Consider the following 24262-nt stretch of genomic DNA (forward strand, 5'->3'; position numbering starts at 1 on the left):
GCCTCTCTCGTCAGCACACTGCCACGATGCCCTTGTTGTGCAGCCCCTATCTCACCGCACCGCAAAACAAGACGAACGAGGCGTTTGTGACACAGTAAGAAATTTCACCGGTGAAACACCGTCCGCGAAGGCCTTTCAACGGGAGGTCACAAGGCCGCTTCATCGCGCGATCAGCAGCGCGAAAGGCTCGTCCAGTGCCCGCGCCACGAAGGCGCGGTACTTGCCATAGGCCGGATGGCCCTTCTCGACGCGCCCGAAGGACGGCGTTCCCCCCAGCGCCGTCGCGGGCACATAGATGATCGGCGTCGAGACCGGCATCAGGCTCATGCCGCGGCCGGACTGCAAGGTCGTCAGGATCCCGAACATCTCGCCCGCGATGGTCGGGCGCGAGATGATGACGAGGCGGTACTGCCCCATCTTGTTGGTGATGAGATAGATATAGCCCGACTGATGCGGGATCGACACGCTGCCGTCCTGGGTGAAGGCCGCATCGACGCGCTCGCTCTCCCGGAAGACGAGATGCGACTTCTCCTCATGCCAGGCGATCGAGGTACGATAGGCATAGACCGAATCGGGGTTGGAGAAGGATGGCCTGATCGTCACATAGTCGCCCTCGATCCATGACACTGCGGGCCTGGCATAGGAGCCAAGGTCTTCGGGCGCGATGCCGGCGTGGCGCGCGGCGGCCGCCAGCTTCGCCGGGGACGAGCGCCTGAGGGTCACGCCCAGCGCCGCTTCGAGGCGCACGATGCTCGCCAGGGTAAAGGGACGCTGGCCGGACAGCGCCTTCTCCAGGGTCGACAGGCTGATCCTGGCCTGGTCGGCCAGATACTGGCGCGTGATGCGCCGCCGGGCGAGCGCCTCGCGGACGATATCCGCGACGGCGTCATTGTCCTCAGTCGAGAGGGTCTGGTCGGTCATGGTGAGCGATCAACTGTCAAACAGCATGATTGTGGGGGATGAGCAAGACCGTACAAAACCGTACATTTCAGCATCGCCTTGTCCAAAACAAGGCAAGCGCTGCCCTATAGCGGCAACCGGCGGCCAAACAATGGCGGATTGCCCGCTCGCGGCGCAAGGGCAACCGGCCCCACATGGTGGAGCCACGGCCTTCCGATAGCGGGTGGGCCGTTATGGAGCGGAACCCCATGTACCGACTATTGCTCACTCTGCTGGGCGTCATCGCCATGTCGCTCGGCGCCGCCGCGGGCTTTGTCTCGCCCTCGCAAATGGGCACCGGCGCCCTGTTGCTCAACACCACCGAAGCCGGGAAGTTCGTCGAGGCGCCACGGATCGCCACGGATTTCGACATCACCATCACCGGGCCGATCGCCCGCACCCGCCTCACCCAGCAATTCCGGAACCCCACCAATGGCTGGATCGAGGGCACCTACGTATTCCCGCTGCCGGAGAACGCCGCCGTCGACACGCTCAAGATGGTGATCGGCGACCGTGTCATCATCGGCGACATCAAGGAGCGCCGGGAGGCCAGGCAGATCTATGAGGAGGCGAAGGCCAAAGGCCAGAAGACCGCTTTGCTCGACCAGGAGCGCGCCAATATCTTCACCAACCAGGTGGCCAATATCGGCCCCAATGAGACGATCGTCATCCAGATCGAATATCAGGAAGCGATCCGGCAATCGGGCGGCATCTTCTCGCTGCGCGTGCCGACCGTCGTGGCACCGCGCTATGTGCCCGATCCCAAGATCGTCGTGTCGGAGAATGCGCAGTTCTTCACCGTCAAGGACAGCGTGCCCGATCGCGACAGGATCACGCCGCCCGTGCTCGATCCGCGCAAGAGCGCGCCGGTCAATCCCCTGACGCTTGCGGTTCATCTCAATCCCGGCTTCGCGCTCGGCGATGTGATGAGCTCCTTCCATGATGTGACGGCCGAAGAGGCGCCGGGGGGCGGCAAGCTCATCGCCCTCGCCCGTTCCGAATTCGCCGATCGCGATTTCGAGCTCACCTGGAAGCCCAGGCCGGGGGCTGAGCCCGAGATCGGCCTGTTCAGCGAGACCGTGAACGGCAACGACTATGCGCTCGCCTATGTGATGCCGCCGGCACAGCCGGCCGCCCGGAAGCGCATTCCACGCGATGTCGTCTTCGTCATCGACAATTCGGGCTCGATGGGTGGTCCCTCGATGTCGCAGGCAAAAGCCAGCCTCATCTATGCGCTCGACCGGCTCGATCCGGCGGATCGCTTCAATGTCGTGCGCTTCGATGACACGATGGATATCCTGTTCCCCGACACGGTCACGGCGAGCCGGGACAATGTGCAGCTCGCCAAGGGCTTTGTCGGCCGTCTCGAGGCCTCGGGCGGCACCGAGATGATCCCGCCTTTGCGCGCAGCGCTGCGCGATGCCAGGCCCGACGACCAGACCACCTTGCGCCAGGTCGTGTTCATCACCGACGGCGCCATCGCCAACGAGCAGGAGATGTTCGACATCCTGTCCATGATGCGCGGGCGTTCGCGTGTCTTCATGGTCGGCATCGGCTCGGCGCCCAACACCTATCTGATGACGCGCGCCGCAGAGCTTGGCCGCGGCAGCTATGCCATGATCGGCGAAGGCGGGCAGGTCGAGGAGCGCATGCGCGAGCTCTTCGCCAAGCTCGAAAATCCGGCGGTCACCGACCTCAAGGCCAGCTTCGATGCGGCCAGGGCGGAAGTGACGCCGGGCATGCTGCCCGACGTCTATCAGGGCGAGCCGGTCATGATCCTGATGAAGATGCCGGAGCGCACGGGCAAGCTCACGCTGTCGGCCAGGATGGCCGAGCGCAACTGGAGCATGGACCTGCCGCTCGCCCAGGCCGAGAAAGGTGCTGGAATCGCGAAATTATGGGCGCGGCGCAAGATCGATGACGCCGAGGTGGCGCAGACCATGGGCGCGATCTCTACGCCTGAGGCCGACAAGCGGATCCTCGCTTTGGCCCTCGAGCATCACCTGGTCAGCCGGGTTTCGAGCCTCGTCGCGGTCGACAGGACGCCGTCACGTAAGCCCGGCGAACGGCTGACGCAGGCCGATATCCCGCTCAACCTGCCGGCCGGCTGGGATTATGAGAAGGTCTTCGGCAAGGACAGCCCCGGGCCGGCCGCGCTCGAGCGCGATGCGAAGCTCGACGTCACGCTGATCGCGATGTCGAAGCAGCCGGTGAGCGCAGAGCCCCATGCGGTGAAGACCGTCAGCCTGCCGCAGACGGCGACGCCGTCCGGGCTCCTGATGTGGCTCGGCGCCCTGCTCGCCTTGCTGGCGATCGTCCTCGGCCTGCTCGCGCGCCGCACGAGGACCGCATGACGAGCCGGACCGACAGCCTGCCCATCTTCTGCATGCGGCGCTCGCGCCGCGCCCGGCAGGCATTGCAGGACCTGCTGGCCCGCAACCGCATCGCCTCTCCCCCTGCCGGGGAGAGGCATCCTCCCCTCGTCCGCAAGGACGAGGCGGAGGCCGAGCCGTCGGGTGAGCGCGCCCGGTTGCGGCCGCGGCTGCCGACGCTCCTCTCCCTCCTCTGTGCTTCCGCCGCCCTTGCTCTTTTCGGCGAGGGTCTGTGGATCAAGGCAAAGGCCGAGCTTGCCCAGATCCTGCTCGATCGCGCCTTTGCGCAAAGCATCGCCACCGGCCGGCCCGTCAAGCCGTGGCGCTGGGCCGATACATGGCCGATCGCCCGCATCAGCGTGCCCCGCCTCCAGACCACATCGATCGTGCTCGCCGGCAGCAGCGGACAGGCGCTGGCCTTCGGTCCCGGCCATCTCGACCAGACGCCACGCCCGGGAGAGCGCGGCACTGCCGTCTTCGCCGCCCATCGCGACACGCATTTCAGCTTCCTCGGCGAACTGAAAGCCGGCGATGAGATCAAGGTCACCCGCAATGACGGCATCACCTTCACCTATGAAATGACCGGCGCCGATGTCGTGCGCTGGAACGAGACGAATATCGATGCCGGCGCCCATGGATATAATCTGGCGCTCGCCACATGCTGGCCGCTCGATGGGGCGTTCGGCGGGCCCTTGCGCTATGTCGTCCATGCGCGGCTCAAGCCGCAGGTCATGTTCGGCGACACGAAGCCTGGGGTGGCGCTGATCTCGGCGGCGACTTCGTCACCGAACAATCGGCAATCGACAGCGAACAGGGTGATCAGCAGATAGGCTCCCTGATGATACGGAGGATATCCCCTCGACGTTTCACCGGCGCCGTGCGAAACCCTGACCCGGGAAAGATCGGGGAGCGGACATGGCGACGGCGAGGCGTGTGCTTGTCATTCTGCGGGCGGGCGACCAATCATTGCACCCGGAGTGGTTCACGAATGCCCCTTCCGAAAGGCGCAACTGGGATCTCCACCTCAGTTATTTCGGCGACCTTCGCCGTCCATTTCGAAACCGCTACCCCGACATAACGCTCTCCTTCGAGAAGGGCACCAAGTCGGTCGGCACAGTGGCTTGTCTCGAAAAGCTGGGCAGTCGGCTGGACGAGTATGACTGGGTGTGGCTTCCGGATGACGACTTGTGGGCCGATCTGCCGACTCTCAACCGCTTCTTCGAGATCGTCGCGGAGTATGATCTCGATCTGGCGCAGCCGGCGCTCGGCGCCGGGTCCTATGCTGCCTACCACATCACGGCGCAGCGCCCGCACATGTGTCTGCGCTTCACGACTTTCGTCGAAGTGATGGCACCGTGTTTTTCAAGGAAGGCGCTGCGCCTGTGCGCCCCCTATCTTGGCGCTACGCGGTCGTCCTGGGGCATCAACTGGATGTTTCCCAAACTGCTCGGCTATCCGCAGCGGGGCATCGCCATTGTCGATGAGACACCCGTGGTCCATACGCGGCCGCACGGACACGGCCCCAACATAGCCCTGACGCATCAGGCGGGATTCGCTCCGCAGCAGGAAATGACCGACTTCATGAAGCTGCACCAGCTGGAGAAACGGCTCGAGACCTGGGGCGGGATCGATCTTGCCGGACAGTTTGTGTCAGACCCTGCTGAAATCGACAGTGAAGTGGTGATGGTCCGGTGATTTGCATAGAGGGATGTTCGTTGTAGATTGCGGCAACCCGTCCGCTTCCGGAGGATCTGAACCATGCGGCTTCTCGTCTTTCAGCATCTCGCCTGCGAACATCCGGCGGTCCTGCGCACTTTCCTCAGGGAAGACGGCATAGAGTGGGATGCGGTCGAGCTCGACGAGGGCGCGGTCATTCCGAAGCTCGAGTCCTATGACATGCTTTGGGCGATGGGTGGCCCCATGGATGTCTGGGATGTCGAAGAGCATCCCTGGCTCATAGCGGAGAAGCGCGCGATCCGACGCTGGGTGCGCGAGCTGAAGCGGCCGTTCCTCGGCGTCTGCCTCGGCCATCAGCTGCTCGCCGACGCGCTCAACGGCACATGCGGCCCGCAGCGGCCGCCCGAGGTCGGCATTCTCGATATCGAGCTCACCGAGGCCGGCAAGAGCGATCCGGTGTTCGCCGGCCTGCCGCACAGGATGAAGGCCCTGCAATGGCATGGGGTGAAGGTGGCGCAGGCTCCCGAAGACGCAGTGGTGCTGGCGCGCTCCGATGTGTGCGCCGTGCAGGCGATGCGCGTCGGCCGGCATGCCTATTCCATGCAGTATCATGTCGAGCTCGAGCCCAATACGATCCCCGACTGGGGCAAGGTGCCGGCCTATGAGAAGGCGCTCGCCAAAGTGCGCGGACCCAATGCGCTGCGGGGACTGGCCAGGGAGGCCGAACCGCTGATGCCGGGCTTCATCGCCAATGCACGCCAGCTCTATCGCAACTTCATGGCGGTCGCCGTGCCGGTGGCGGCAAAATAGATCCGGCCTAAGCCCAGCCCAGCAGTTCCAGAAGCCGGAGCAAGCCGTAAGCGAGGCCGCCGGCGGCCGGGAAAGTCAGCAGCCATGCCCAGACGATGCGCTCGATCACGGTCCATTTCAGCGCGCGGTCGGGGCGAGGATTCTCATGTTTCCCGTCATCATTGCATCAACTCCATCGCCGGCCGTGCGGCCGCGATATGCCCAGGGGGCGATGCTGCAAGCTTGCGCAGGGCCGGAAGAAACCTGTTGCGTCGCATGCCTTTGTTCAGAAGGGCGGCGGCCGCGCAGTATTTCGAGCAATGCCTGGTAGGGTGCTGGTGCGCCGCGCGCAGCAGACGATCAGCCAGCCCATTGCCATGCGCCGATTTGGTTTCCAGGATGAGGTGATCATCATCGACCGCATAGAAGGATCCCCGATCATAGAAACGCAACCGGCTATCGATCGTCATGCGCTCCCCTCCCGCTTTGGCGACAAGCGTCATGCGGACATAGCGCATGTCGAGGGCACGCAGCAGCTCATAGGGAAAGACCCGGCCATACTGCTCGTAATACACACGGTGGACATGGGTAAGCGCGGTCTCATCCAGCGTGCCGAACTTGGCCGGATCGTAGGGCAGCCGCTTCTTGACCGTCACACCGCGTTTGTCCTTGAGCTTCACCTCGACGAAACAGAGTCCCGCATCGCTGTATTTCCGGATACGCACCTTCACGCGGCGACGACGGCCCTGATGGTGATCGAAATAACTCTGCCGGTCGCTGTTGTCGAAGTAACAGGTTTCGTAAGTGAAGGCGCGCCGCCCGTCGATTTCGAGGATGTCGAAATGCCGGATCAACACCGACGCGGCGGCGCTCAAAACGGCGGCATCAACCACATATTTGTTGTCGAGCCGCTCCAGCATCTCCGCTCTGGAGTTGAGAGCGGCCAGGCTGATCGGATCAAAATCCCTTTCGGGCCATTGATCAGCGCGTGCAATAGTAGACATTGAGCCTCGCCATTTCGGTGATGTAGTCGATCTGAAGAACCTGATAGGACAGAACCGCAACACCCAGCCGCTCCGACAATTCGGCGCGCATGGCCGCCGGGTCGGACAGCAGGGCCACATGGATCTCGTCGAGGGTGACCTTGGCGCCGGAAACCGACTGCAGAACCCTTGGATGGTCGACGACGAAGGCGCCTGCGAGAACGAAGAGCACCGCCATCGCCGCGAAGGGTACCGTGGTTCCCTGCACCGACGAGATGACGGCGATCGCCACGCTGCCGAAGAAATAGGTCATCTCCGCCTTGCTGAGAGGCTCCGAGCGGAGCGTGAAGAGCGCCAGGATGGCAAACAGACCGAAGCCGGCGGCAACGCTGAAATTCACCGACGACAGGATGGTCAGGACCGCGAAGATGAAGATGTTGAACAGAGCCGCGGCGGTGGCAAGCTCCTTGTCGCGGTAGCGCCGATAGTACATGCCGAAGACGAGTGCGCTCATCCCGGCGAGATTCAGGCCTATCCTGGCGGCTTGCGACAACGCGGGATCCTGGAGGATCTGCTGAATGGTGGATATGTTCATTCCAGCTCCTGTTCTTCCCGCGCGTTTCCCGCCACGCTGGAAGAAGAACGGAGGGTTTCCGGTTCTATTCCCGCCGAATTTCGAATTATGACGCCCGCATGACACTTTCTTGAAGATGCATGCCCCGGGCAAAACTGGAGGATTTTCCGCAGCCGCTCAGTACAGCGCCCTGCAGCCTCGCCTGAATGATCGAGCAAATGTCGGGAGCTTCCCGCGAAAATGTTCAACGGGAAGCATCAAAATGCACGTCACGCCTCTGGAAAAGGAGAGGTGACTTTATCGCCCCAATGCGCCCAGGACACGCACCCAGCTTCTGATGCCACGGTGGAAGCTCGAGAGATTGTATTTCTCGTTCGGACTGTGGAGCGCGTCGTCATTCAGGCCAAAGCCGATGAGCACGCTGTCCATGCCCAGCACATCCTTGAAATAGCGCACGATCGGAATTGAGCCGCCGGAGCCGATGAGTGCCGTGTTGCGGCCGAACTCATCCTTGAGCGCTGCGGCGCTCTTGCGGATGAGGGGGGAGGTTTCCGCGATCTCGCTTGCCGGGCTGCCGGGCCCCGAAGAGGAGAATTCGATGCGGCAGTCCTTCGGCACCTGCGCCTTGGCGAAAGCGCGGAAGGCCTTCTGGATCTTCTGCGGATTCTGCTTGCCGACGAGGCGGAAGGTGAGCTTGGCATGCGCCTGGGACGGAATCACCGTCTTGGTGCCGGCACCGGTATATCCGCCCCAGATGCCGTTCACCTCGGCAGTCGGCCGGGCCCAGACCTGCTCGAGCACACTCTTGCCCTTTTCGCCCGCCGGGACCGAAAGGCCGACTTCCTTCAGGAACTTCTTGTCGGAGAATTTGAGCTTTCCCCATTGCGCCTTGACGTCCTTCGGCAGATCGCTGACACCGTCATAGAAGCCGGGGATGGTGACCTTGCCGTTCTTGTCGTGCAGCTTGGACAGAAGCTTCGACAGGATGCGGATGGGATTGGCGGCCGGGCCGCCATAGGCGCCGGAATGGAGATCGACACGGGGACCGGTGATGGTGATCTCGTCCTTCACCATGCCGCGCAGCCGCGTGGTGATCGCCGGTGTCTTCTCGTCCCACATATTGGTGTCGCACACGAAAGCGGCATCGCAGGAGAGCTCCGCCCTGTTCTCCTTCAGGAAGGGAACGAGGCTGGGCGAGCCCGATTCTTCCTCGCCCTCGATCAGGATCGTCGCCTTGACCGGCAGCGTGCCCGTCTCGGCGATCCAGGCCCGCATCGCCTCGATGAAGGTCAGGAACTGGCCCTTGTCATCGGCGGTGCCGCGGCCATAGAGGCGCACGACGCCGTCCTTGCCGGTGCGCTTCTCGGGCTCGAAGGGCGGGGTCGTCCATTTATCGAGGGGATCGGGCGGCTGCACATCGTAATGGCCGTAGAACAGGAAATGCGGGACCTTGCCCGCTTTATCCTTCGGCTCGAAATGCGCCACCACCATCGGATGACCGGGCGTGTCGCGCAAGCTCGCTGAAAAGCCGAGCGCCTCGAGGTCGGCGGCGACGCGCTCGGCCGCCCGGCGGCAATCTGCTTTATAGGCCGGATCCGTCGAAATCGAGGGAATCCGCACCAGGTCGAAAAGCCGGTCGAGGCTGCGCTCCAGCCCCTTGTCCGCCGTGCTGAGGATGTCGTCGATCCTTGTCATGATTTGCCGCGCCCCTGTTGCTCCGCGATGCCGGCGATGATGCGGGTCCAGCTGCGGATGCCTTTGCGAAAACTGGAAAGATTGTATTTCTCGTTCGGGCTGTGGACACTGTCATCCTCGAGCCCGAAGCCTACCAGCAGCGTATCGACGCCGAGAAGCGACTTGAAGGTTCCGACCACCGGGATCGAAGCGCCGTCCGCCATCAGCACCGGCTCCTTTTTCCACTCATCCTTGAGTGCCGCCTGCGCCAGGCGCACCCAGGGGCTCGATTCGGAGACCGTGACCGCCATCGAGTCCCCGCCTTCCGATTTGTAACGGACCTTGCAGTCGGCAGGCAGACGCGCCTTGACGAATTCCCGCAGGCCCTTGCGAATGCGCGCCGGGGCCTGGCGGCCGACCAGGCGGAAGCTGAGCTTCGCCATGGCTTGCGCCGGCAACACGGTCTTCGAGCCGGCGCCGGTATAGCCCGAATAGACGCCATTGATCTCGGCCGTCGGCCGCGACCACATCTGCTCATGGACGGCATAGCCTTTCTCGCCCGCCGGGATCGAAAGCCCCACGCCCTTGAGGTATTTCTTCTCCGGGAATTTGAGCGATTTCCACTGCCGCCTTGTGGCCAAAGGCACCGGATCGACCCCGTCATAGAAGCCGGGAATGGCGACCCGGCCATTGCGGTCATGGAGATCGCCCAGGATCTTCGTCAGCACACGGATGGGGTTGCGGGCCGGTCCGCCGTACAGGCCTGAATGCAGGTCCTTGGAGGGGCCGGAAATGACGATCTCCTCGGAGATGCAGCCGCGCAGCCGTGTCGTGATGGCGGGGGTCTTCGCGTCCCACATGCCTGTATCACAAATGAACGCCACATCGGCCTTGAGCCTGGTCCGGTTCTTCGCGACATAGCGGTCGAGATGGGTCGAATCGCCCTCCTCGTCGCCCTCCAGCAGGACGGTGAGGCGGAACGGAAGGCTGCCTCTGGCCTTGAGCCAGGCACGGCTGGCCTCCAGGAAGGTCATGAGTTGGCCCTTGTCGTCACAGGCACCACGGGCAAAAATCCGAGTCTCACCATCTGCACCCTTGCGCAGTCGGGGCTCGAAAGGCGGGCTTTCCCACAGCTCCAGCGGGTCGGCTGGCTGAACATCGTAATGGCCGTAGAACAGGATGCGAGGCGCATGGGACGGCAAATCCTTGGGCGCATATTCAGCCACTATCACCGGCTGGCCGGTGGTCGCCTCGATTCGCGCCTCGAAGCCCATATCCGCGAGCAGGCCCTTGAGCCATGCCGCAGCGTCACGACAGGCTCCGTGATAGGCCGGATCGGTGGCAACGGTCGGAAATCTGAGCAGCTCGAACAGGCGCGCGAGGCTGTCGTCGAGGGCGGCATCGACGCCCTGCAAAACATCGTCAAGACTTTTCATCTACAAAAACCTGAAGGAATTTCCCCGGTGAGTACCATGCAGTCTCTCATGCGCCATAATCCTTCGGCAAGGGCCGCAGAATGACGCAAGCGGCTGCCACTTTCTCGCTTCCGCGCGACAGCCTGCAGGCGCATGAAGCCAGCCAGCGGCTGACGCGCTTCCAGCGCCGCGGCTACCAGCGCTACCTCATTCTGCGCCAGAATGTCGACCTCAATTTCTTCTGGGCGCGGCGGTGGTTCTTCATCACCATGCTGGTGGGCTTCCTGCTGATCGTCGCGCCGACACCGGATGGCCTGACCGAGGAAGGGCAGATCGTGCTCGCCATGTCGGTCATGGCCACCATGCTGTTCGTGACCGAGGCGGTGCCGCTGCCCACCGTGCCGCTCCTCATCATCATCGGCCAGGTGGTCCTCCTCAAGGTCGACCCCACGAAAGTGGCGCAAAGCCTGATGACCGACTCGGTCCTGTTCATCATGGGCTCGCTGATGCTGGCGGTCGCCATCGTGAAGCAGCGTCTCGACCGGCGCATCGCCTGGTCGATCGTGCAGATGACCGGCACCAACGTCTACTGGATCAGCTTCGGGATCACCGCGGTCTGCGGCACGCTCGCCGCCTTCATCGGCGAGCACACGGTTGCCGCCATGATGCTTCCGGTCGGCGTGACGCTCATCACGCTGACCTCGCAGGAACCGAAGAAAGTGCATAATCTGGCGGCCGTCATCCTGTTCTCGATCGCCTATGGCTGCTCGATCGCCGGCGTCGCCACCCCGTCGGGCGGCGCCCGCAACGCCATCATCATCTCCTACTGGAAAGACCTCCTCTACGATCCGCTCGATCCCGCGACGCGGCGCTATCTCATGGATTACCTGACCTGGGCGGTCTATGCCTTCCCGATGTTCCTGATCCGCCTGCCGATCGTGGCGGCGATCCTCGTCTTCACCTTCAAGCCGGAAACGACCGACATGTCGCGCTCGGTCTCGCGGCTTCGCACCCAGGTGATCATGGACGGCCCGCTCAAGCCTTCGGGCTGGCTCACCATCCTGATCTTCTGCCTGACCATCCTCGGCTGGATATTCCTGTCGCAGCATCTGGGCCTCGGCGTCATCGCACTGATCGGCGTCGCGGCCTTCCTGGTCTTCGGCCTGGTGCGCTGGGAGGATATCAATTCCGGCGTCAACTGGGGTGTCGTCCTGCTTTACGCGGCGGCGATCTCGCTCGGCGTCGAGATGACGGAAACGGGTGCGGCCGACTGGGTGGCGAAGAGCTTCCTGGCCTTGCTGCAGAATATCGGCGCCGGCAGCGGCCTCGGCTTCAATACCGCGATTTCGCTCCTCACCATCGGCGTGTCCAACACGATGACGGCGGGTGCCGCGGTGGCGGTGCTCGGCCCCGTCCTGCTCAACACGGCCCATGTCGCCGGCCAGGACCCGATCATCGTCGGCTTCCTTACCGCGATCTCCTCGGCCTTCGGCTATCTGACGCCGGCCGCGCAGCCCGCTTTCACCATCATCTATGCGTCGGGCTACCTCAAGGGCAGCGACTTCTTCAAGATCGGCTCGCGCATGATGATCGTCTCGGTCATCATCCTGCTCGGACTCGCAAGCCTCTATTGGCCCTTGATCGCGCGTTAGAGCAAATCCCGCCAAGTTCGGCGAAGTGGATTCCACTTCGCCGGGATGCGCGCTAAGATCGAGTCGCGGAAAGGAAACTGCGAGTGTTGAAGAAGCTGTTCACGCGCACCAGGCTCAGCGACCGGCAGGAGCGCGCGGTGCAGAAGACCCTGCAGAACCTGCGCCAGCAGCGGCGCAACCGGTTCCGCATCCTCGCCTGCATCGATGGAACGGAAGAAGCCTTCATCACCGTCCAGTTCGCCGCCCGCCTCGCCCTCAACGACGAGTGCGACATCATCGTCCTCTATGTGCGCCCGATCGACCAGGCTTTGTGGTCGGGCGGCCTGCAATTGCGCATCGCCCGGCAGAACATGATGGATTCGGGCTTCGAGCTGCCAGGGGTGCGCGACCTCAAGCGGGCGCTTTCCATCCTCAAGGAGGAAGGCATCGATGTCGAAAGCTGGCCCAAGGAAGCCAGCCAGCAGGATGCCTGGGGCGACCCCGCCGGCGACACGAAGGTGGAATATATAAGCCCCAAGGGACGCAGCGTCGTGCTCAAGCTCAAGACGGCGCCTGACGCCGCCAACGGCATCCTCGATCAATATGAGCTCGGCCCCTACAATCTGATGATCCTGGGCGAGCCATCGCGCTGGCGCGGCGAGTTCAAGGCCTGGTTCGGAACCGGCGTCGTCCAGGAAGTGGTGACCCATGCCCCCTGCTCGGTCCTGGTAGCGCGTCCGAGCCTCGACAAGGAAGGCTTCTTCATCTGCACTGACGGGTCCTCGCGCTCGATGCAGGCGGTGCGCCGCGCCGCCGTCCTCGCCCATATGATGGGCGCGTCGATCACGCTGTTTTCGGTGGCCCCCGACGAAGCGGCGCGCCCGGCGGCGGAAGAGGCTGTCGCCAATGCCAGAGCCCTGCTCAAGGCCATGAAGATCACGGTCACCGATACGCGCACCGCGGTGGGCGACACGGCGGAGGAGATCATCGAGACCGGGTCCAGCTACCGCATCATCGTGGTGACGGATGAAGGCCGCTCGCGCCTGCAACGCATCTTCAAGGGATCAACGGCAAGCGCCGTCGTTCATGATGCGCGCACCAGCGTCCTCGATGTCAGATAGGCCTTGCGCCAGGCCGGAAGCCGTCAGGACTGGCCCGGCGACATGGCATCGAGATATTCCTCGAGATGCTCGAGATTCTCGAAACGCATCCAGCCATCGTCGGTCTCGGCCTCGACCGTGCCGTCGGACAGGACGCGCGCCGGCCGGCCTCTGATCAGACGCTCCTCGACGACAAAGAGCTGCGTGTCCTCGACTTCAGCCTCTTCCGCGGGCGGCTCCTCGACCGGCGGCGGGGGTGCCGGAGGCTCAGGTTCCGTCACGCCGAGAACGTCGTTGAGCTCGTCCTTGGCCTTGTCCATGGCCGCGATCGTTTCCTTGCTCTCGGCGACGGCCCGGCTGGTTTCCGCTTTCGATTCCTCGATGAGGGCATCGATCTTGCTGACCGATGACGCGGGCTCGACGACGGGGGTCGGAACCGGGAAAGGCGGCGGCGAGTCCGTCACTTCGCTGAACTCGGAAATCGTCGTCGCGGCCGCGACAGCGGGCGCTTGGCCCGCATCCTGGCCCGACAGCCAGGCGCGCAGGTCACGGGTGGCGGCAGCGGTCTTGTCCATTGCGCCGATGACGCCGCCAAGTCCGACAAGACCCAGGCCGCCGACAAGCAGGACCGCGGCGACCTCGGGCGTCAGCCCCAGGACCTGCATCTGGCCTGGTGAAACATAGATCAGTGCTCCAATCACCGCGCCGGCAGCGGCGACGATGATGCCCAGAATGATCATCAGTTTCGACATGGTTGACCTCTTCCCCACTGCACGATTCGCCGATTAAAGCGAACATATGGTAAATCTTGCGTTACTGGCGGGTAAGATCAAGCTTTTATGGGCATTTAGGGTGAACGCCAAGGCTTGGAAAAATCAGTCCTCGATCACGATCCGGGGTGACTTCCGGACAGTTCCGGTCTCGACCTGGGCCCAAACCTCCTCGGCGATCTTGCGGAAAATGGCCGCATGCACGCCCTGCGGCAGGGTCGCCACGACCGGTTCGCCGGCATCGGAGCGGGCGCGCACCTCCATGTCGAGCGGCACTTCACCCAGGAACGGCACGCCCAGACGGTGGGCCTCCTCGCGGGCGCCGCCGTGGCCGAATATCTCATGGCGCTCGCCGCATTTGCCGCAGATGAAATAGCTCATATTCTCGATGATGCCGAGCACCGGGACACTGACCTTGCGAAACATGTTGAGCCCTTTGCGGGCATCGAGCAGCGCCAGATCCTGCGGCGTCGAGACGATCACCGCCCCTGACAGCGGCGTCTGCTGGGCCAGCGTCAATTGTGCATCGCCCGTGCCGGGCGGCATATCGACGATCATGATGTCGATCTCACCCCAGGTGACATCGCGCAGCATCTGCATCAAGGCCGACATCACCATGGGGCCGCGCCAGATCATCGGCGTGTCCTCGGGCACGAGGAAGCCCATCGACATGACCTTGAGACCGTAGGCCTCCATCGGCTGCATGAGCTTGCCCTGCATGTCGGCGGCCTTGGGCTTGCCCATGATGCCGAGCAGCTTGGGCAGCGAAGGCCCATAGACATCGGCATCGAGCATGGCGACGCGCAGGCCGTTGGCCTTCAATGCCAAAGCGAGATTGACCGCCATGGTCGACTTGCCGACGCCGCCTTTGCCGGATGCCACCGCCACGATATGGCGAAGCCCCGGGATGCCGGCGCGCAGATTGGCCGTCTTCGGCGGCGCCTGCTTGCGCTCGGCGGTGAGCGCCACCATGACTTTCTCGACACCGGGCAGGCTTGCGACAACGCGCTCGGCTTCGCGGCGCAAGGGTTCCATCGCGGCCGTGTTCGCGGCATCGGCGGTGATCGCGAACATCACCCGGTTGTTGGCGATGACGATGTCGCTGATGAGCCCGGCCGAGACGACATCTTGCGTTGCGCCGGGCAGCCTGAGGTGGCCCAAAGCCTCCAGTATCTTCTCGCGCGTGATCTTTTCCATCGGCCTCGCTTAGAGCAAATCCTGCCAAAGTTGAAGACTTCGGCGACGCCAAAGTCAGGAAGACCCGTGCGCAGGGAAGAGAGCTGCAATTTCCTGGCGCAGGACCGGCAGAAGCTCATCGGTGAACCATGGGTGCTTCTTCAGCCAGGCATTGTTGCGCCATGACGGGTGCGGCAGCGGCAGCACGCGTGGCCGCAGGGCAAGAGCCAGGCGCCAGTTGCGTACCGCGGCCGTCACATCCGCACCGGCAAGATCGCCCATGTGCCAGAGCTGGGCTGGTCGGCCCAGGCAGACGATGAGCTCGATCGCGCTCAGATGCGACATGAGCTCGTCGCGCCAGGCGGGCGCGCATTCGCGCCTCGGCGGCAGATCGGCGCCCTTGGCATTTTGCCCGGGAAAGCAGAAGCCCATGGGAACGACGGCAACACGGCGTTCATCATAAAAGAGGGTCTCGTCCATCCCCAGCCATTGCCTGAGCCGCACGCCGGAGGGATCGGTGAAGGGCCGCCCCGAAGCATGCACCCTGGTGCCCGGCGCCTGGCCGGCGATCAGGAGCCTTGCCGTTGAACTTGCTTGGAAAACCGGCCTCGGTTCGTGCGGAAGGGGGCGGCCGCGCGGCGCTTCGATGCACAGGCGGCAGGCCCTTATGCGCCGGGTCAGACGCTCAAATTTCCGTGGCATGGTAAACACATAAGATCATTTTTAGCGTTTTCTCGAACAGGGCTTTAAGCCGGCTCGTCTATCCTGCGCCACGGGACGACTTAATGGGCGAAAATTCCGCAGGCCACCATGCTGATGACGGATGCAAAGACAGTTCCCGCCGATGGGATCGAACACGGCGTCGTTCTGGGGGATAGCGAAACCATACCGTGGGAGCGCGACCTGCTCACGCTGTTCGCGCAGAACCAGATCAAAGTCATCCTGGCGCTCCCCCTGTTCGCTGTCCTCTTTGCGTCGATCACCCTTCTGTGGACGCCCTGGCACCAGACACTGACTTGGTTCGCCTCGGCGCTCGGCTGCCAGCTCATCCAGTATTGCCTGTGCCGGTTCTATCTCAGGGCCAAGCCGACGAAGTCCAAGTTCCAGGAATGGCTGGGCATCATGACGGCGTCGGAGTTCCTGACCGCCGCCTGCTGGGCGGCCCCCCTGTTCCTGCTGTGGGACAACGCCACCGACCTGCAGCATGTCTTCATGGTGGCGTGCCTGATGGTCATGATCGCCGCGCGCATCATGATATCGGCCAACTTCATGCCGATCATCGTCGCCGGCACCGGCCTCATGACCTTCGCCCTGGCGCTGCGCTGCCTTGGCGAGTCGGGATATCTTTACGCCGGACTGGGTGCCCTCGCCATCGGTTGCCAGATCTTCTTCGTCTTGCTGGCACGCAAGCTGCAAGAGACGGCGCGCGACATGCTGATCTTCAAGGCGCAGAAGGAGGAGCTCGTCTCCAGGCTCGTGGTCGAGCGCGACCGGGCGGAAGCCGCGAAGGCCGATGCCGAGCGCGAGAAGCAGCGCGCCGAGGAGGCCAGCAAGGCCAAGTCACAGTTCCTCGCCACCATGAGCCACGAGCTGCGCACCCCGCTCAACGCCATTCTCGGCTTCTCCGAGATCATCAGCCGCGAAATGTTCGGACGCCACGAGGTCTCCGCCTACAAGACCTATGCCGATGACATCCACAATTCAGGCAGCTACCTGCTGAGCCTCGTCAACGACATCCTCGATCTGACGCGTATCGAGGCGGGACGCCGCGACGTCCGCGATGAACCGCTCGTCATCGGCGACACGCTTGAAGATGTGCGGAACTTCGTCGCCTTCAGGCTCAAGGAAAGAGCGCAGACGCTCGTCTTCGACATTCCGCCCATGCTGCCTAAAGTGATGGCGGACCGCCGCGCCGTCAGGCAGATCTGGATCAACCTCCTGTCGAATGCCGCGAAGTTCTCGCCGAACGGAAGCGAGATCACCGTCAGAGCCGCCTATCGCGAGACGGGCGAGATCGCGGTCAGCTTCATCGACAACGGACCCGGCATGCCGGAGGAGGAAATCGAGACGGCGATGCAGGCCTTCGCCAGAGGCTCGCTCGCGGTGAAGAAGGCCGTCGACGGCGCGGGCCTCGGCCTGCCCATCGTCAAGGGCCTGATCACCATGCATGACGGCCGCTTCGAATTGCGCAGCAAGCCGGGCCAAGGCACCGAGGCAACGGTCGTCTTCCCGCTTGCCCGCGTGCTCAGCGGACCGCGCGCCGAGATCGTCGCGGATGCCGCCGCCTCGGCCAGCCAGCGCAAGCTGATCGCCATTACGAGCTGATCGCTTTATCAGCTTTCCTTGTCGCTGACGCCGGCGCTTTCAAAGGTCGCCATGCCGTTGTGCAGATCGGCCGCCGCCTTGATCAACGCGGCGGCAAGTGCGGCGCCCGAGCCTTCCCCCAGACGCATGCCGAGATCGAGCAGCGGCTCCTGGCCCAGATGCTTCAGGAGCCGGCGATGGGCGGGCTCGGCCGAGCAATGGGCGGCGATGCAATGGTCGAGCGCCGCGGGTGCGGCGGCATGCAGGATGGCGGCGGCGGCGCTCGCCACATAGCCGTCAATCAGCACCGGAACCTTGGCATGGCGGGCGGCGAGGATGGCGCCCGCCATGGCGGCGAGCTCGCGCCCGCCCAGCCGGCGCAGGACTTCCAGCGGGTCCTTGAGATTGCCGGCATGGAGGGCGACCGCGCGCCCCACCGCATCGGCCTTGCGCTTGAGACCCTCCTGGTCGACACCCGTGCCGGGGCCCACCCAGTCGGCCGGGCTCCCGCCATAGAGGGCATGGCAAATGGCCGCCGCAATGGTCGTGTTGCCGATACCCATCTCGCCAATGCACAAAAGGTCGGCCCCGCCGGCAACGGCCTCCATGCCATAGGCCATGGTCGCAGCGCATTCGGCCTCCTCCATCGCGGCGGCTTCGGTGATGTCCCGGGTCGGCTTCTCGAGCGCCAGCTCGAAGACCTTGAGGCCCAGATCGAAGGTCTTGCAGATCTGGTTCACGGCAGCGCCGCCTGCCTGGAAATTGGCGACCATCTGCTTCGTGACGTCCTGCGGATAGGCCGCGACACCTTGATTCACGACGCCATGATTGCCGGCAAAGACCGCAACCACCGGACGCTCCACCCTGGGGCTGTGGCGTCCCTGCCAGAGGGCCAGCCATTCGGCCAGGTGCTCCAGCCTGCCGAGCGCGCCCGGCGGCTTGGTCAGGCGCCGGTCGCGGGCACGCACCGCCGCGGCAGCCTCCTCGTCCGGTCCCGGCAAATCCCGGAGCAGGCGGCGGATATCGTCAAAGGGCAGGCCGGTCGTCGCGTTCATATTTTTTCCTGAGTTGGCACGGGGGGATGTTGCCCCCCTGATAGCCGCCGCATAATGATCGCGCCATGGCTTCCCGTCGCTCCGGAACCGACATTGTGAAAGGCTGGACCGCCGACCTCGCGGCGTGCGTCGGCTTTCTGACCCGCCTGCCGATGCCGGCCGAATTGCCCTTCGTGCCGCTTTCCGAGGCCATGCGGGCCTTTCCCCTGGCCGGCGCGCTCATCGGTGCCTTGGCGGGATTGGGGCTTGCGGCGCTGGCCGGGCTCGGCCTTCCCCCGCTCGCCGCCGCCGGCCTGATCCTCGCCGCGCTGGCTCTCCTGACCGGGGCCCTGCATGAGGATGGCCTTGCCGATACCGCCGACGGGCTGGGTGGCGGGAAGGACCGCGAAGGCAAGCTCGCCATCATGCGCGACAGCCATATCGGGAGTTATGGGGTTCTGGCCCTGATCCTGGGCCTGCTCGTCAAGGCCGCCTGCCTGGCGGCGCTCACCCAGGGGTCCTGGCTCCAGCTCATGGCGCTGCTTGCCGCAACTGGCGGGTTTTCCCGTGCCCTCATCGTCTGGCTGATGGCCTCGACGCCGCCGGCGCGCAGCGATGGCGTGGCCCATGGGGCGGGCCAACCTTCGGATTTCACCGCCCGGAATGCGCTGCTGATCGGGGGAGGCCTGGCCCTGGCGCTGATCCTCTTCACTTATGGGCTTGTTCCGGCCCTGGTCGTGGCCGGCGCCGGGGCGGTGGCGGCGGGCGCCGTGCGCTTCCTGGCGATGCGTCAGATCGGCGGGCATACCGGCGATATCTGCGGCGCTGTCCAGTTCGCCAGCGAGACGGCGATGATCGCCGCGGCGGCGGCAACCCTTTTTTAACCACGACTGCGGAGCGGGCTTCCGCCTTTACCCCTCCTTGATGGCAGGCTGTGAAGACTGACAGTCCTTAGTCTCATCAGGCAGTCCGAGAATGATGATCTGGATAACCTGCTTTGCCCTGATCGCCGCCGCGCTCATCGCGACGCGCTTGATCAACCGGCCGAGCATCGCCCTTCCGACGCTCGCGGTCATCGCCTTGGCGGCGGGTTTGCAGGCCTATATCGAAGCCCAAACGGTGGAGGGCCTGCGGCCCAGCCTCGATGAACCCCAGCTGTTCAGCGCCACCGAGCTCAAGGCCGACAGCAGCGGGCACTATATCGCCAAGGCCGACATCAACGGCACGACGATCGTCGTCATGGTCGATACCGGCGCCACCGGCGTGGCCCTTTCCTATGAAGATGCCGAGAAGGTCGGCTTGCGGCCGCATGGCCTCGATTACGATGTGCCGGTGAGCACGGCCAATGGCATCGTGAAGGCAGCCCGTGTCCAGCTGCGCCGCGTCGAGGTGGACAATGTCCGGGTGCGTGACGTGGACGGCATGGTCCTGCCGCAAGGCGTCATGCGGGGATCGCTGCTCGGCATGAGCTTCCTCGGCCGGCTGTCGAGCTTCAGGATCGAGAACGGCGTCCTCTATCTCAAAGACTAAGCCCCTTGTCCGGCATGGCGTTTTCCAGCACAACGATGCCGTTTCCATGCCTGCCACACCCCCAGACAAGCCTATTTTGGCTTCCATGAACGCGCTTGCCTCGCAAGAGATCGAAACCCCGTGCATCAAGGTCTGCGTGATCGACCCGGAGACCGGATTTTGCGTGGGCTGCGGTCGCACGCGTGGGGAAATCGGGGGCTGGCTCGCCATGAGCTCGGCCGATCGGCGGCAGATCATGACCACCCTGCCCGAACGGGTCTCGACCCTCACATTGCGCAAGAGGCGCAAAGGCGGCCGACGGGGCCGGCTGGGGCTCGAATAGTATCAAGTTGCACAAGTCTAAAATTTCCTTATCTTAGCGCGGTCGCAGCCGGGTGGCTGTGAAGGAGTGGAGGACGAATATGCCGGTTGGCACGGTTAAATGGTTCAACACCACCAAGGGCTTCGGCTTCATACAGCCGGAGAGTGGGGGCGCTGACGTGTTTGTACATATTTCGGCAGTGCAGCGCTCGGGTTTGACCGGGCTGAATGAAGGCCAGAAAATCTCCTTCGAGCTGCAACAGGATCCCAAGCGGGGCAAGAGCTCCGCCGTCAATCTCAAGCCGCTTTAAGTACCGACTACTGATCGGCAAAGTCCTCGCGCTTTGCCGGATCTTTTGACGCCTCGGGGGCGTCCTTTCCAAAGCGAGACCTAACTAACCCGAAAGCGTGGCTTCTGCGGCAATGATGGGTCGTGCCCATCATGGGAGGTGGATCATGCGTTTCCTGGTGACGGGAGCGACCGGCAAGGTTGGCCAGACCTTCATTGCGCGGGTGCTTGCCCATCCCCTTTTCGCCCAGGCCCGGATCACCGCGCTCTGCCACAATCGCACGGTGGCCCCCCATGAGCGCGTCGACATCATCCGAGGATCGATTGCCGACAGCGCCGTCCTCGCGCGCGCCATGGACGGCGTCACGCATGTATTCCATCTGGCGACGGTGAAGGAAGATCCGGCCCAGGTGATCGATGTCTCGATCAAGGGGCTGTTCCTCCTCCTCGAAGCGGCGCGCACCAGCCGGACGCTGCGCCAGCTCGTGCTGGTGGGCGGCGATGCGGCGGTCGGGCACTGCTTTGTCGACTATCCCGAGCCCGTCACGGAAACCTCGCCGCGGCGCGCTTATCCCGGGGTCTATGCCTTTTCGAAGGTGCTCGAGGAGGAAATGGTCGAGCAATACCGCCATCAGTATGGCTTGAACGGCACGATCCTCAGGGCGCCCTGGATCATGGAGAAGGACGACTTCCGCTATGCGCTTGCCTTTGGGACGGACCAGTTCGGCGGCCCCTTGTGGGACGAGCTGATGCCGCCCGAGGAGAATCTGCGCCATGCGGCGGAGAACCGGGCTCCCCTGTTGCTCGACATCAACAACCGGCCGCTCAAGCGCAATTTCGTCCATGTCGAGGATCTCGTCTCCGCGATGACCATTGTGGTGGACAATGACGCGGCCCGCGGCCAGCTGTTCAATGTCGCGATGACGGATCCGGTCGATTATGGCGAGGCGGCAGCGATCCTGCGCGAGACCCGCGGGATGCAGCCGGTCGAGATCAGGTCTCGCTTCCACTCGAATGCGCTTTCCAATGCGAAAGCGCGCGCGGTGCTCGGCTGGCAGCCGCTATTCGACTTGCGGGCGCTGATCGAAGCGGCCTTCACCTATCGGCGCGCCGCCGATGATCCGCGCAAGATCTGGTATGTCGGATAGCGGCCTTCTCCGCTATTCGCAATGCGAGACGGCGACCCAGCCGGAAAGCCTGGCTTCCGCGACAATGACCGCTTGCGTCTCATAGCATCCGGCCTTCGCCGCCAGCACCTGCTCGGGCGGCCGCAAGCCCTGCACCGGAATGAAGGCCGCCTCTCCCTCGCCGGGCCGGACCGAGCGGCCTTGCGTCGCCGCAAAGGAGGAGATCGTGCCCGCCAGCGCCGAGCAATCATAGCGGCCGCGCGATCCCATGAGGCGGATGACCTCACCGTCTTCGGACATGAAAATGTCAACGACCCGCAAATCGACGTCATCGTCTCGGCCCCGGTCGAGGCAGGCCCGGATGCGCGGCGCATAGTCGGGGATGCGTTCCGACCAGTGCGGCTGGCGGCCCAGCAAGGCTGCAAGACCTGAGAGCTCGCGCCAGGTGAGATCGATCTGGCAGGCGATGACGCCGCCCGCCTCGCCCTGCTCGATCATCGGGCTCTGGCTGAGAGCGGCGCACTCGGCGGTGCGCCAGGCGCGGAAGGCCTCCTCCGCGGTCGACGCCTGGGTGCCGCCATCAGGCGCGGTCGGCGTCTGAATATTGACGGCGGCGAGCGATGTTTGGAAAGCGCGCGCGGTGATCGCATAGACCGTGTCGGCGGCCGCGAAGAGGCCATCATAACAGGCATTGGAGGCGGCACCGCGCGCGGAGCAGGCCTCGACCGCGCTTTGTGGCAGATGCGGTCCGGCAAACAGGCGCTTCAGAAGATCGAATACGGCGATGCGCTGGGTCAGCCGCTTGCCATAGCAAGCCGCCGCATTGGCCGAGGCGGCGCAATCCTCGATCGCCGCCTCCCAGTCTTCATTGGCCTCGGCCAGCTCGCTGCGAAAGGCCGGATGCATCGCCGCCGCCTTGAGCAGCGCTTCGCGGGCGCCAAGATCTTCATTGAGCGCGCGCAAGGCGCTGTCGGTGCAGACGAGCGTGGCCGCGCCATCGCAGGAGACATTGGCGGCAGCCGGCGTCGCCAGAAAGCTGCCCGCCAGCAGCAGCATCGCAAACAGAATTTTCATGTGAGATTGCCGGATGGCTGATGACGCTCAGAACTGAATAGCGAAATTGGCCTGGCCCGCATAGGAGTCGGTCTCATCGACGATAAGGCCCGCCGTCTCGCCCGTGAGGGTCAGTTGCATATTGGTCGCGAGATTGAGGGTCAATCCGGCCTGCAGGCGCAGATCGGCCTGCTCATCGATCGAGTCCGTGCCGAGCCCTTCCGTATCCGTCTCATTGAGGAAGGTGTAGTCGATGAAGGCACCCGCCCAGGGCTCGACGGAGGTGGCGCCGCCGGTTGCGAAAGTATGGCCCAGCACCGTGCCGCCGGTGAGGATCCCGGTCTCGAATTTCTGTGCGGGATTGATGCCGTCGGAATACTCATCCTGCCATTCCTTCGACCAGGCGAGCGTGACCGAGGGCGACAGCCGCGTGGTGCCGAAATACCAGTAGCCGGTGAAGCCGGCCGAGAGCTGGACGCGGTCGGAATCGGTCTCGCCGCTGCTGGCGAGATCGAGATCGGTGTCGATCGCCGCATAGGTGGCAAGGCCACTGAAGACGATATTGGGGGTGACCGTCACGCCGACATAAGCGCCACCGCCCCAACCTTCGGTGGTCTGGCGGATGGGCAATACGCCGCCGGTCTTGAGCCGCGAGGTCTCATAGGTGCCGAGAAGACCGAGCACCGCGCCAGTCGACAGCCGGTAATCGATGCCGATCATGCCGTTGATAAGCGGGCCTTTGCTGTCGTCCAGATCGTTGCTGCCTTCGATCCAGCTGTATTTGCCGTCGATCCAGGCGTTCCACAGGCGCTGCTTGGCGGGCTCTGCCGGCACATCGGCGGTAGGCTCGACCGTGATGCGGCCATCGCCGGCGAGGCGGGCAGCGACATCTTCGGGCCTTTCGAGCATAAGGCCGGCGGGCTCGGGCATATCGCCGCCATTGGCCAGCAGCTGACCGGCGATGACCTTTTGCACGGCATCCGAAACGGCGATCAGCGCCCGCGCGTTGACGACGGGCTTCAGACAGGCATTCACTTCGGAATTGTCGACCTCATTGACGCCCGATATGCCGCTGCAATCCGCCGCAACGGCCCGGGTCCCGGCCGGAAGGCCCAGGACAGGAACCACGATTGCAGAAAAACCCAGTAAGGCACGCAGTTTCATTGCAGCTGGCCCGGCAAATCAGCCCGTCTTGTCTCCATTAACACTAAGTCAGGGTTGCAAGGCAAGCCGCGATGTTCGCGCGCCTATCGCTTCCCGCCGTCCTTCTCGGGCTCGATGATCGGCCGGTTCTTGCGCCGGTCGGGCGGCTCGATCTCGGGACCGGGCAGCGGGCGGCCGGGTTCCGGCGGGATGGGTTGATCCGGCGGCGCCGGTGGTTCCGGCAGGTCGGGTTGTTCGGGCGTGGGGATCGTGGCCATAGATCATGAACGACAAGTGTGGCGCGATTGTTCCCCGGAAACCGTACCGGTGCGATCAACCCGGCGATGACGGCGAGCATCACTTCGGTCTGAAAGCGCCGGTA

The 24262-nt window shown here is 64.0% G+C and carries 24 protein-coding genes; 12 read left to right on the forward strand and 12 right to left on the reverse strand.

Annotated features, from left to right (window positions below):
- Window positions 1-159 precede the first annotated feature (159 nt).
- Window positions 160-921, reverse strand: coding sequence for a helix-turn-helix domain-containing protein (locus tag DT068_RS14890; protein WP_119390662.1), 762 nt, complete (start codon window positions 919-921; stop codon window positions 160-162).
- A gap of 227 nt (window positions 922-1148) precedes the next feature.
- Here DT068_RS14890 and DT068_RS14895 point away from each other — a divergent pair, with 227 nt between their 5' ends.
- The 4 genes from DT068_RS14895 to DT068_RS14910 all read left to right on the forward strand — a co-directional run bounded on the left by DT068_RS14895 (window position 1149) and on the right by DT068_RS14910 (window position 5798).
- Window positions 1149-3293 (forward strand): marine proteobacterial sortase target protein, encoded by a 2145-nt coding sequence (locus DT068_RS14895; protein WP_368904738.1) that lies wholly within the window; start codon window positions 1149-1151, stop codon window positions 3291-3293.
- The gene (locus DT068_RS14900; RefSeq protein ID WP_368904739.1) at window positions 3290-4141 is read left to right on the forward strand and encodes a class GN sortase; all 852 of its coding nucleotides are present in this window, start codon (window positions 3290-3292) and stop codon (window positions 4139-4141) included. Before DT068_RS14895 ends, DT068_RS14900 begins: the two co-directional genes overlap by 4 nt.
- Before the next feature lie 85 nt (window positions 4142-4226).
- Window positions 4227-5006 carry a DUF707 domain-containing protein gene (locus tag DT068_RS14905; RefSeq protein WP_119390664.1) on the forward strand — a complete coding sequence of 260 codons (780 nt, stop codon included), beginning with the start codon at window positions 4227-4229 and terminating at the stop codon, window positions 5004-5006.
- A 63-nt stretch (window positions 5007-5069) separates the two neighbouring features.
- On the forward strand, window positions 5070-5798 hold the full coding sequence (locus tag DT068_RS14910) for a type 1 glutamine amidotransferase (RefSeq protein ID WP_119390665.1): 729 nt from the start codon (window positions 5070-5072) through the stop codon (window positions 5796-5798).
- Between the two features lie 158 nt (window positions 5799-5956).
- Here DT068_RS14910 and DT068_RS14915 read toward each other — a convergent pair whose 3' ends face one another.
- The 4 genes from DT068_RS14915 to DT068_RS14930 all read right to left on the reverse strand — a co-directional run bounded on the left by DT068_RS14915 (window position 5957) and on the right by DT068_RS14930 (window position 10444).
- A complete protein-coding gene (locus DT068_RS14915) occupies window positions 5957-6697 on the reverse strand; it encodes a polyphosphate polymerase domain-containing protein (RefSeq protein ID WP_368904740.1) in 741 nt (246 codons plus the stop codon).
- Between the two features lie 61 nt (window positions 6698-6758).
- Window positions 6759-7355 carry a DUF4956 domain-containing protein gene (locus DT068_RS14920; RefSeq protein WP_119390667.1) on the reverse strand — a complete coding sequence of 199 codons (597 nt, stop codon included), beginning with the start codon at window positions 7353-7355 and terminating at the stop codon, window positions 6759-6761.
- A gap of 276 nt (window positions 7356-7631) precedes the next feature.
- Window positions 7632-9029, reverse strand: coding sequence for a M20/M25/M40 family metallo-hydrolase (locus DT068_RS14925; RefSeq protein WP_119390668.1), 1398 nt, complete (start codon window positions 9027-9029; stop codon window positions 7632-7634).
- Window positions 9026-10444, reverse strand: a complete 1419-nt coding sequence (locus tag DT068_RS14930; protein ID WP_119390669.1) for a M20/M25/M40 family metallo-hydrolase — start codon at window positions 10442-10444, stop codon at window positions 9026-9028. Before DT068_RS14930 ends, DT068_RS14925 begins: the two co-directional genes overlap by 4 nt.
- Before the next feature lie 80 nt (window positions 10445-10524).
- Between DT068_RS14930 and DT068_RS14935 the strand changes: the two genes are divergently transcribed.
- Together DT068_RS14935 and DT068_RS14940 are read left to right on the forward strand one after the other, a co-directional pair.
- Complete coding sequence (locus DT068_RS14935; RefSeq protein WP_368904741.1) at window positions 10525-12075, forward strand: SLC13 family permease; 1551 nt, start codon at window positions 10525-10527, stop codon at window positions 12073-12075.
- 83 nt (window positions 12076-12158) lie between these two features.
- On the forward strand, window positions 12159-13175 hold the full coding sequence (locus DT068_RS14940; protein WP_119390670.1) for a universal stress protein: 1017 nt from the start codon (window positions 12159-12161) through the stop codon (window positions 13173-13175).
- Window positions 13176-13198: 23 nt separating this feature from the next.
- Here DT068_RS14940 and DT068_RS14945 read toward each other — a convergent pair whose 3' ends face one another.
- The 3 genes from DT068_RS14945 to DT068_RS14955 all read right to left on the reverse strand — a co-directional run bounded on the left by DT068_RS14945 (window position 13199) and on the right by DT068_RS14955 (window position 15802).
- Window positions 13199-13906, reverse strand: a complete 708-nt coding sequence (locus tag DT068_RS14945) for a hypothetical protein (protein WP_119390671.1) — start codon at window positions 13904-13906, stop codon at window positions 13199-13201.
- Window positions 13907-14029: 123 nt separating this feature from the next.
- Window positions 14030-15121 carry an iron-sulfur cluster carrier protein ApbC gene (gene apbC, locus DT068_RS14950; RefSeq protein ID WP_119390672.1) on the reverse strand — a complete coding sequence of 364 codons (1092 nt, stop codon included), beginning with the start codon at window positions 15119-15121 and terminating at the stop codon, window positions 14030-14032.
- Between the two features lie 54 nt (window positions 15122-15175).
- On the reverse strand, window positions 15176-15802 hold the full coding sequence (locus DT068_RS14955) for a uracil-DNA glycosylase family protein (RefSeq protein WP_119390673.1): 627 nt from the start codon (window positions 15800-15802) through the stop codon (window positions 15176-15178).
- A gap of 108 nt (window positions 15803-15910) precedes the next feature.
- On the opposite strand from DT068_RS14955, the gene DT068_RS14960 reads away from it, so the two are divergent.
- Entirely contained in the window at window positions 15911-17425 is a 1515-nt protein-coding gene (locus tag DT068_RS14960) for a sensor histidine kinase (RefSeq protein ID WP_119390674.1), read from the forward strand.
- 8 nt (window positions 17426-17433) lie between these two features.
- On the opposite strand, the gene cobT is transcribed toward DT068_RS14960, so the two are convergent.
- Window positions 17434-18459, reverse strand: a complete 1026-nt coding sequence (gene cobT, locus DT068_RS14965) for a nicotinate-nucleotide--dimethylbenzimidazole phosphoribosyltransferase (protein WP_119390675.1) — start codon at window positions 18457-18459, stop codon at window positions 17434-17436.
- A 65-nt stretch (window positions 18460-18524) separates the two neighbouring features.
- Here cobT and cobS point away from each other — a divergent pair, with 65 nt between their 5' ends.
- The 5 genes from cobS to DT068_RS14990 all read left to right on the forward strand — a co-directional run bounded on the left by cobS (window position 18525) and on the right by DT068_RS14990 (window position 21705).
- Window positions 18525-19322 carry an adenosylcobinamide-GDP ribazoletransferase gene (cobS, locus tag DT068_RS14970; RefSeq protein ID WP_119390676.1) on the forward strand — a complete coding sequence of 266 codons (798 nt, stop codon included), beginning with the start codon at window positions 18525-18527 and terminating at the stop codon, window positions 19320-19322.
- Between the two features lie 91 nt (window positions 19323-19413).
- Window positions 19414-19968 carry a retropepsin-like aspartic protease family protein gene (locus DT068_RS14975; protein ID WP_119390677.1) on the forward strand — a complete coding sequence of 185 codons (555 nt, stop codon included), beginning with the start codon at window positions 19414-19416 and terminating at the stop codon, window positions 19966-19968.
- Window positions 19969-20014: 46 nt separating this feature from the next.
- Window positions 20015-20290, forward strand: coding sequence for a DUF1289 domain-containing protein (locus DT068_RS14980; protein ID WP_368904742.1), 276 nt, complete (start codon window positions 20015-20017; stop codon window positions 20288-20290).
- Between the two features lie 79 nt (window positions 20291-20369).
- Window positions 20370-20579 (forward strand): cold-shock protein, encoded by a 210-nt coding sequence (locus DT068_RS14985; protein WP_119273608.1) that lies wholly within the window; start codon window positions 20370-20372, stop codon window positions 20577-20579.
- Window positions 20580-20724: 145 nt separating this feature from the next.
- Window positions 20725-21705, forward strand: coding sequence for an NAD-dependent epimerase/dehydratase family protein (locus tag DT068_RS14990; RefSeq protein ID WP_119390679.1), 981 nt, complete (start codon window positions 20725-20727; stop codon window positions 21703-21705).
- Window positions 21706-21717: 12 nt separating this feature from the next.
- On the opposite strand, the gene DT068_RS14995 is transcribed toward DT068_RS14990, so the two are convergent.
- The 3 genes from DT068_RS14995 to DT068_RS28050 all read right to left on the reverse strand — a co-directional run bounded on the left by DT068_RS14995 (window position 21718) and on the right by DT068_RS28050 (window position 24158).
- The gene (locus tag DT068_RS14995; protein WP_119390680.1) at window positions 21718-22758 is read right to left on the reverse strand and encodes a hypothetical protein; all 1041 of its coding nucleotides are present in this window, start codon (window positions 22756-22758) and stop codon (window positions 21718-21720) included.
- A 27-nt stretch (window positions 22759-22785) separates the two neighbouring features.
- Window positions 22786-23865, reverse strand: coding sequence for an autotransporter outer membrane beta-barrel domain-containing protein (locus DT068_RS15000; RefSeq protein WP_162914210.1), 1080 nt, complete (start codon window positions 23863-23865; stop codon window positions 22786-22788).
- Window positions 23866-23984: 119 nt separating this feature from the next.
- On the reverse strand, window positions 23985-24158 hold the full coding sequence (locus DT068_RS28050) for a hypothetical protein (protein WP_162914211.1): 174 nt from the start codon (window positions 24156-24158) through the stop codon (window positions 23985-23987).
- Window positions 24159-24262: the final 104 nt, after the last annotated feature.

This window comes from Taklimakanibacter lacteus, from assembly GCA_003576695.1.
Taxonomy (GTDB): domain Bacteria; phylum Pseudomonadota; class Alphaproteobacteria; order Rhizobiales; family Aestuariivirgaceae; genus Taklimakanibacter; species Taklimakanibacter lacteus.

Excerpts from the sequence above, each read along its gene's own strand:
- DT068_RS14890 (WP_119390662.1), bottom strand. The coding sequence starts at position 921 with ATGACCGACCAGACCCTCTCGACTGAGGACAATGACGCCGTCGCGGAT.
- DT068_RS14895 (WP_368904738.1), top strand. The coding sequence starts at position 1,149 with ATGTACCGACTATTGCTCACTCTGCTGGGCGTCATCGCCATGTCGCTC.
- DT068_RS14900 (WP_368904739.1), top strand. The coding sequence starts at position 3,290 with ATGACGAGCCGGACCGACAGCCTGCCCATCTTCTGCATGCGGCGCTCG.
- DT068_RS14905 (WP_119390664.1), top strand. The coding sequence starts at position 4,227 with ATGGCGACGGCGAGGCGTGTGCTTGTCATTCTGCGGGCGGGCGACCAA.
- DT068_RS14910 (WP_119390665.1), top strand. The coding sequence starts at position 5,070 with ATGCGGCTTCTCGTCTTTCAGCATCTCGCCTGCGAACATCCGGCGGTC.
- DT068_RS14915 (WP_368904740.1), bottom strand. The coding sequence starts at position 6,697 with ATGCTGGAGCGGCTCGACAACAAATATGTGGTTGATGCCGCCGTTTTG.
- DT068_RS14920 (WP_119390667.1), bottom strand. The coding sequence starts at position 7,355 with ATGAACATATCCACCATTCAGCAGATCCTCCAGGATCCCGCGTTGTCG.
- DT068_RS14925 (WP_119390668.1), bottom strand. The coding sequence starts at position 9,029 with ATGACAAGGATCGACGACATCCTCAGCACGGCGGACAAGGGGCTGGAG.
- DT068_RS14930 (WP_119390669.1), bottom strand. The coding sequence starts at position 10,444 with ATGAAAAGTCTTGACGATGTTTTGCAGGGCGTCGATGCCGCCCTCGAC.
- DT068_RS14935 (WP_368904741.1), top strand. The coding sequence starts at position 10,525 with ATGACGCAAGCGGCTGCCACTTTCTCGCTTCCGCGCGACAGCCTGCAG.
- DT068_RS14945 (WP_119390671.1), bottom strand. The coding sequence starts at position 13,906 with ATGTCGAAACTGATGATCATTCTGGGCATCATCGTCGCCGCTGCCGGC.
- apbC (WP_119390672.1), bottom strand. The coding sequence starts at position 15,121 with ATGGAAAAGATCACGCGCGAGAAGATACTGGAGGCTTTGGGCCACCTC.
- DT068_RS14955 (WP_119390673.1), bottom strand. The coding sequence starts at position 15,802 with ATGCCACGGAAATTTGAGCGTCTGACCCGGCGCATAAGGGCCTGCCGC.
- DT068_RS14960 (WP_119390674.1), top strand. The coding sequence starts at position 15,911 with ATGCTGATGACGGATGCAAAGACAGTTCCCGCCGATGGGATCGAACAC.
- cobT (WP_119390675.1), bottom strand. The coding sequence starts at position 18,459 with ATGAACGCGACGACCGGCCTGCCCTTTGACGATATCCGCCGCCTGCTC.
- cobS (WP_119390676.1), top strand. The coding sequence starts at position 18,525 with ATGGCTTCCCGTCGCTCCGGAACCGACATTGTGAAAGGCTGGACCGCC.
- DT068_RS14975 (WP_119390677.1), top strand. The coding sequence starts at position 19,414 with ATGATGATCTGGATAACCTGCTTTGCCCTGATCGCCGCCGCGCTCATC.
- DT068_RS14980 (WP_368904742.1), top strand. The coding sequence starts at position 20,015 with ATGCCTGCCACACCCCCAGACAAGCCTATTTTGGCTTCCATGAACGCG.
- DT068_RS14985 (WP_119273608.1), top strand. The coding sequence starts at position 20,370 with ATGCCGGTTGGCACGGTTAAATGGTTCAACACCACCAAGGGCTTCGGC.
- DT068_RS14990 (WP_119390679.1), top strand. The coding sequence starts at position 20,725 with ATGCGTTTCCTGGTGACGGGAGCGACCGGCAAGGTTGGCCAGACCTTC.
- DT068_RS14995 (WP_119390680.1), bottom strand. The coding sequence starts at position 22,758 with ATGAAAATTCTGTTTGCGATGCTGCTGCTGGCGGGCAGCTTTCTGGCG.
- DT068_RS28050 (WP_162914211.1), bottom strand. The coding sequence starts at position 24,158 with ATGGCCACGATCCCCACGCCCGAACAACCCGACCTGCCGGAACCACCG.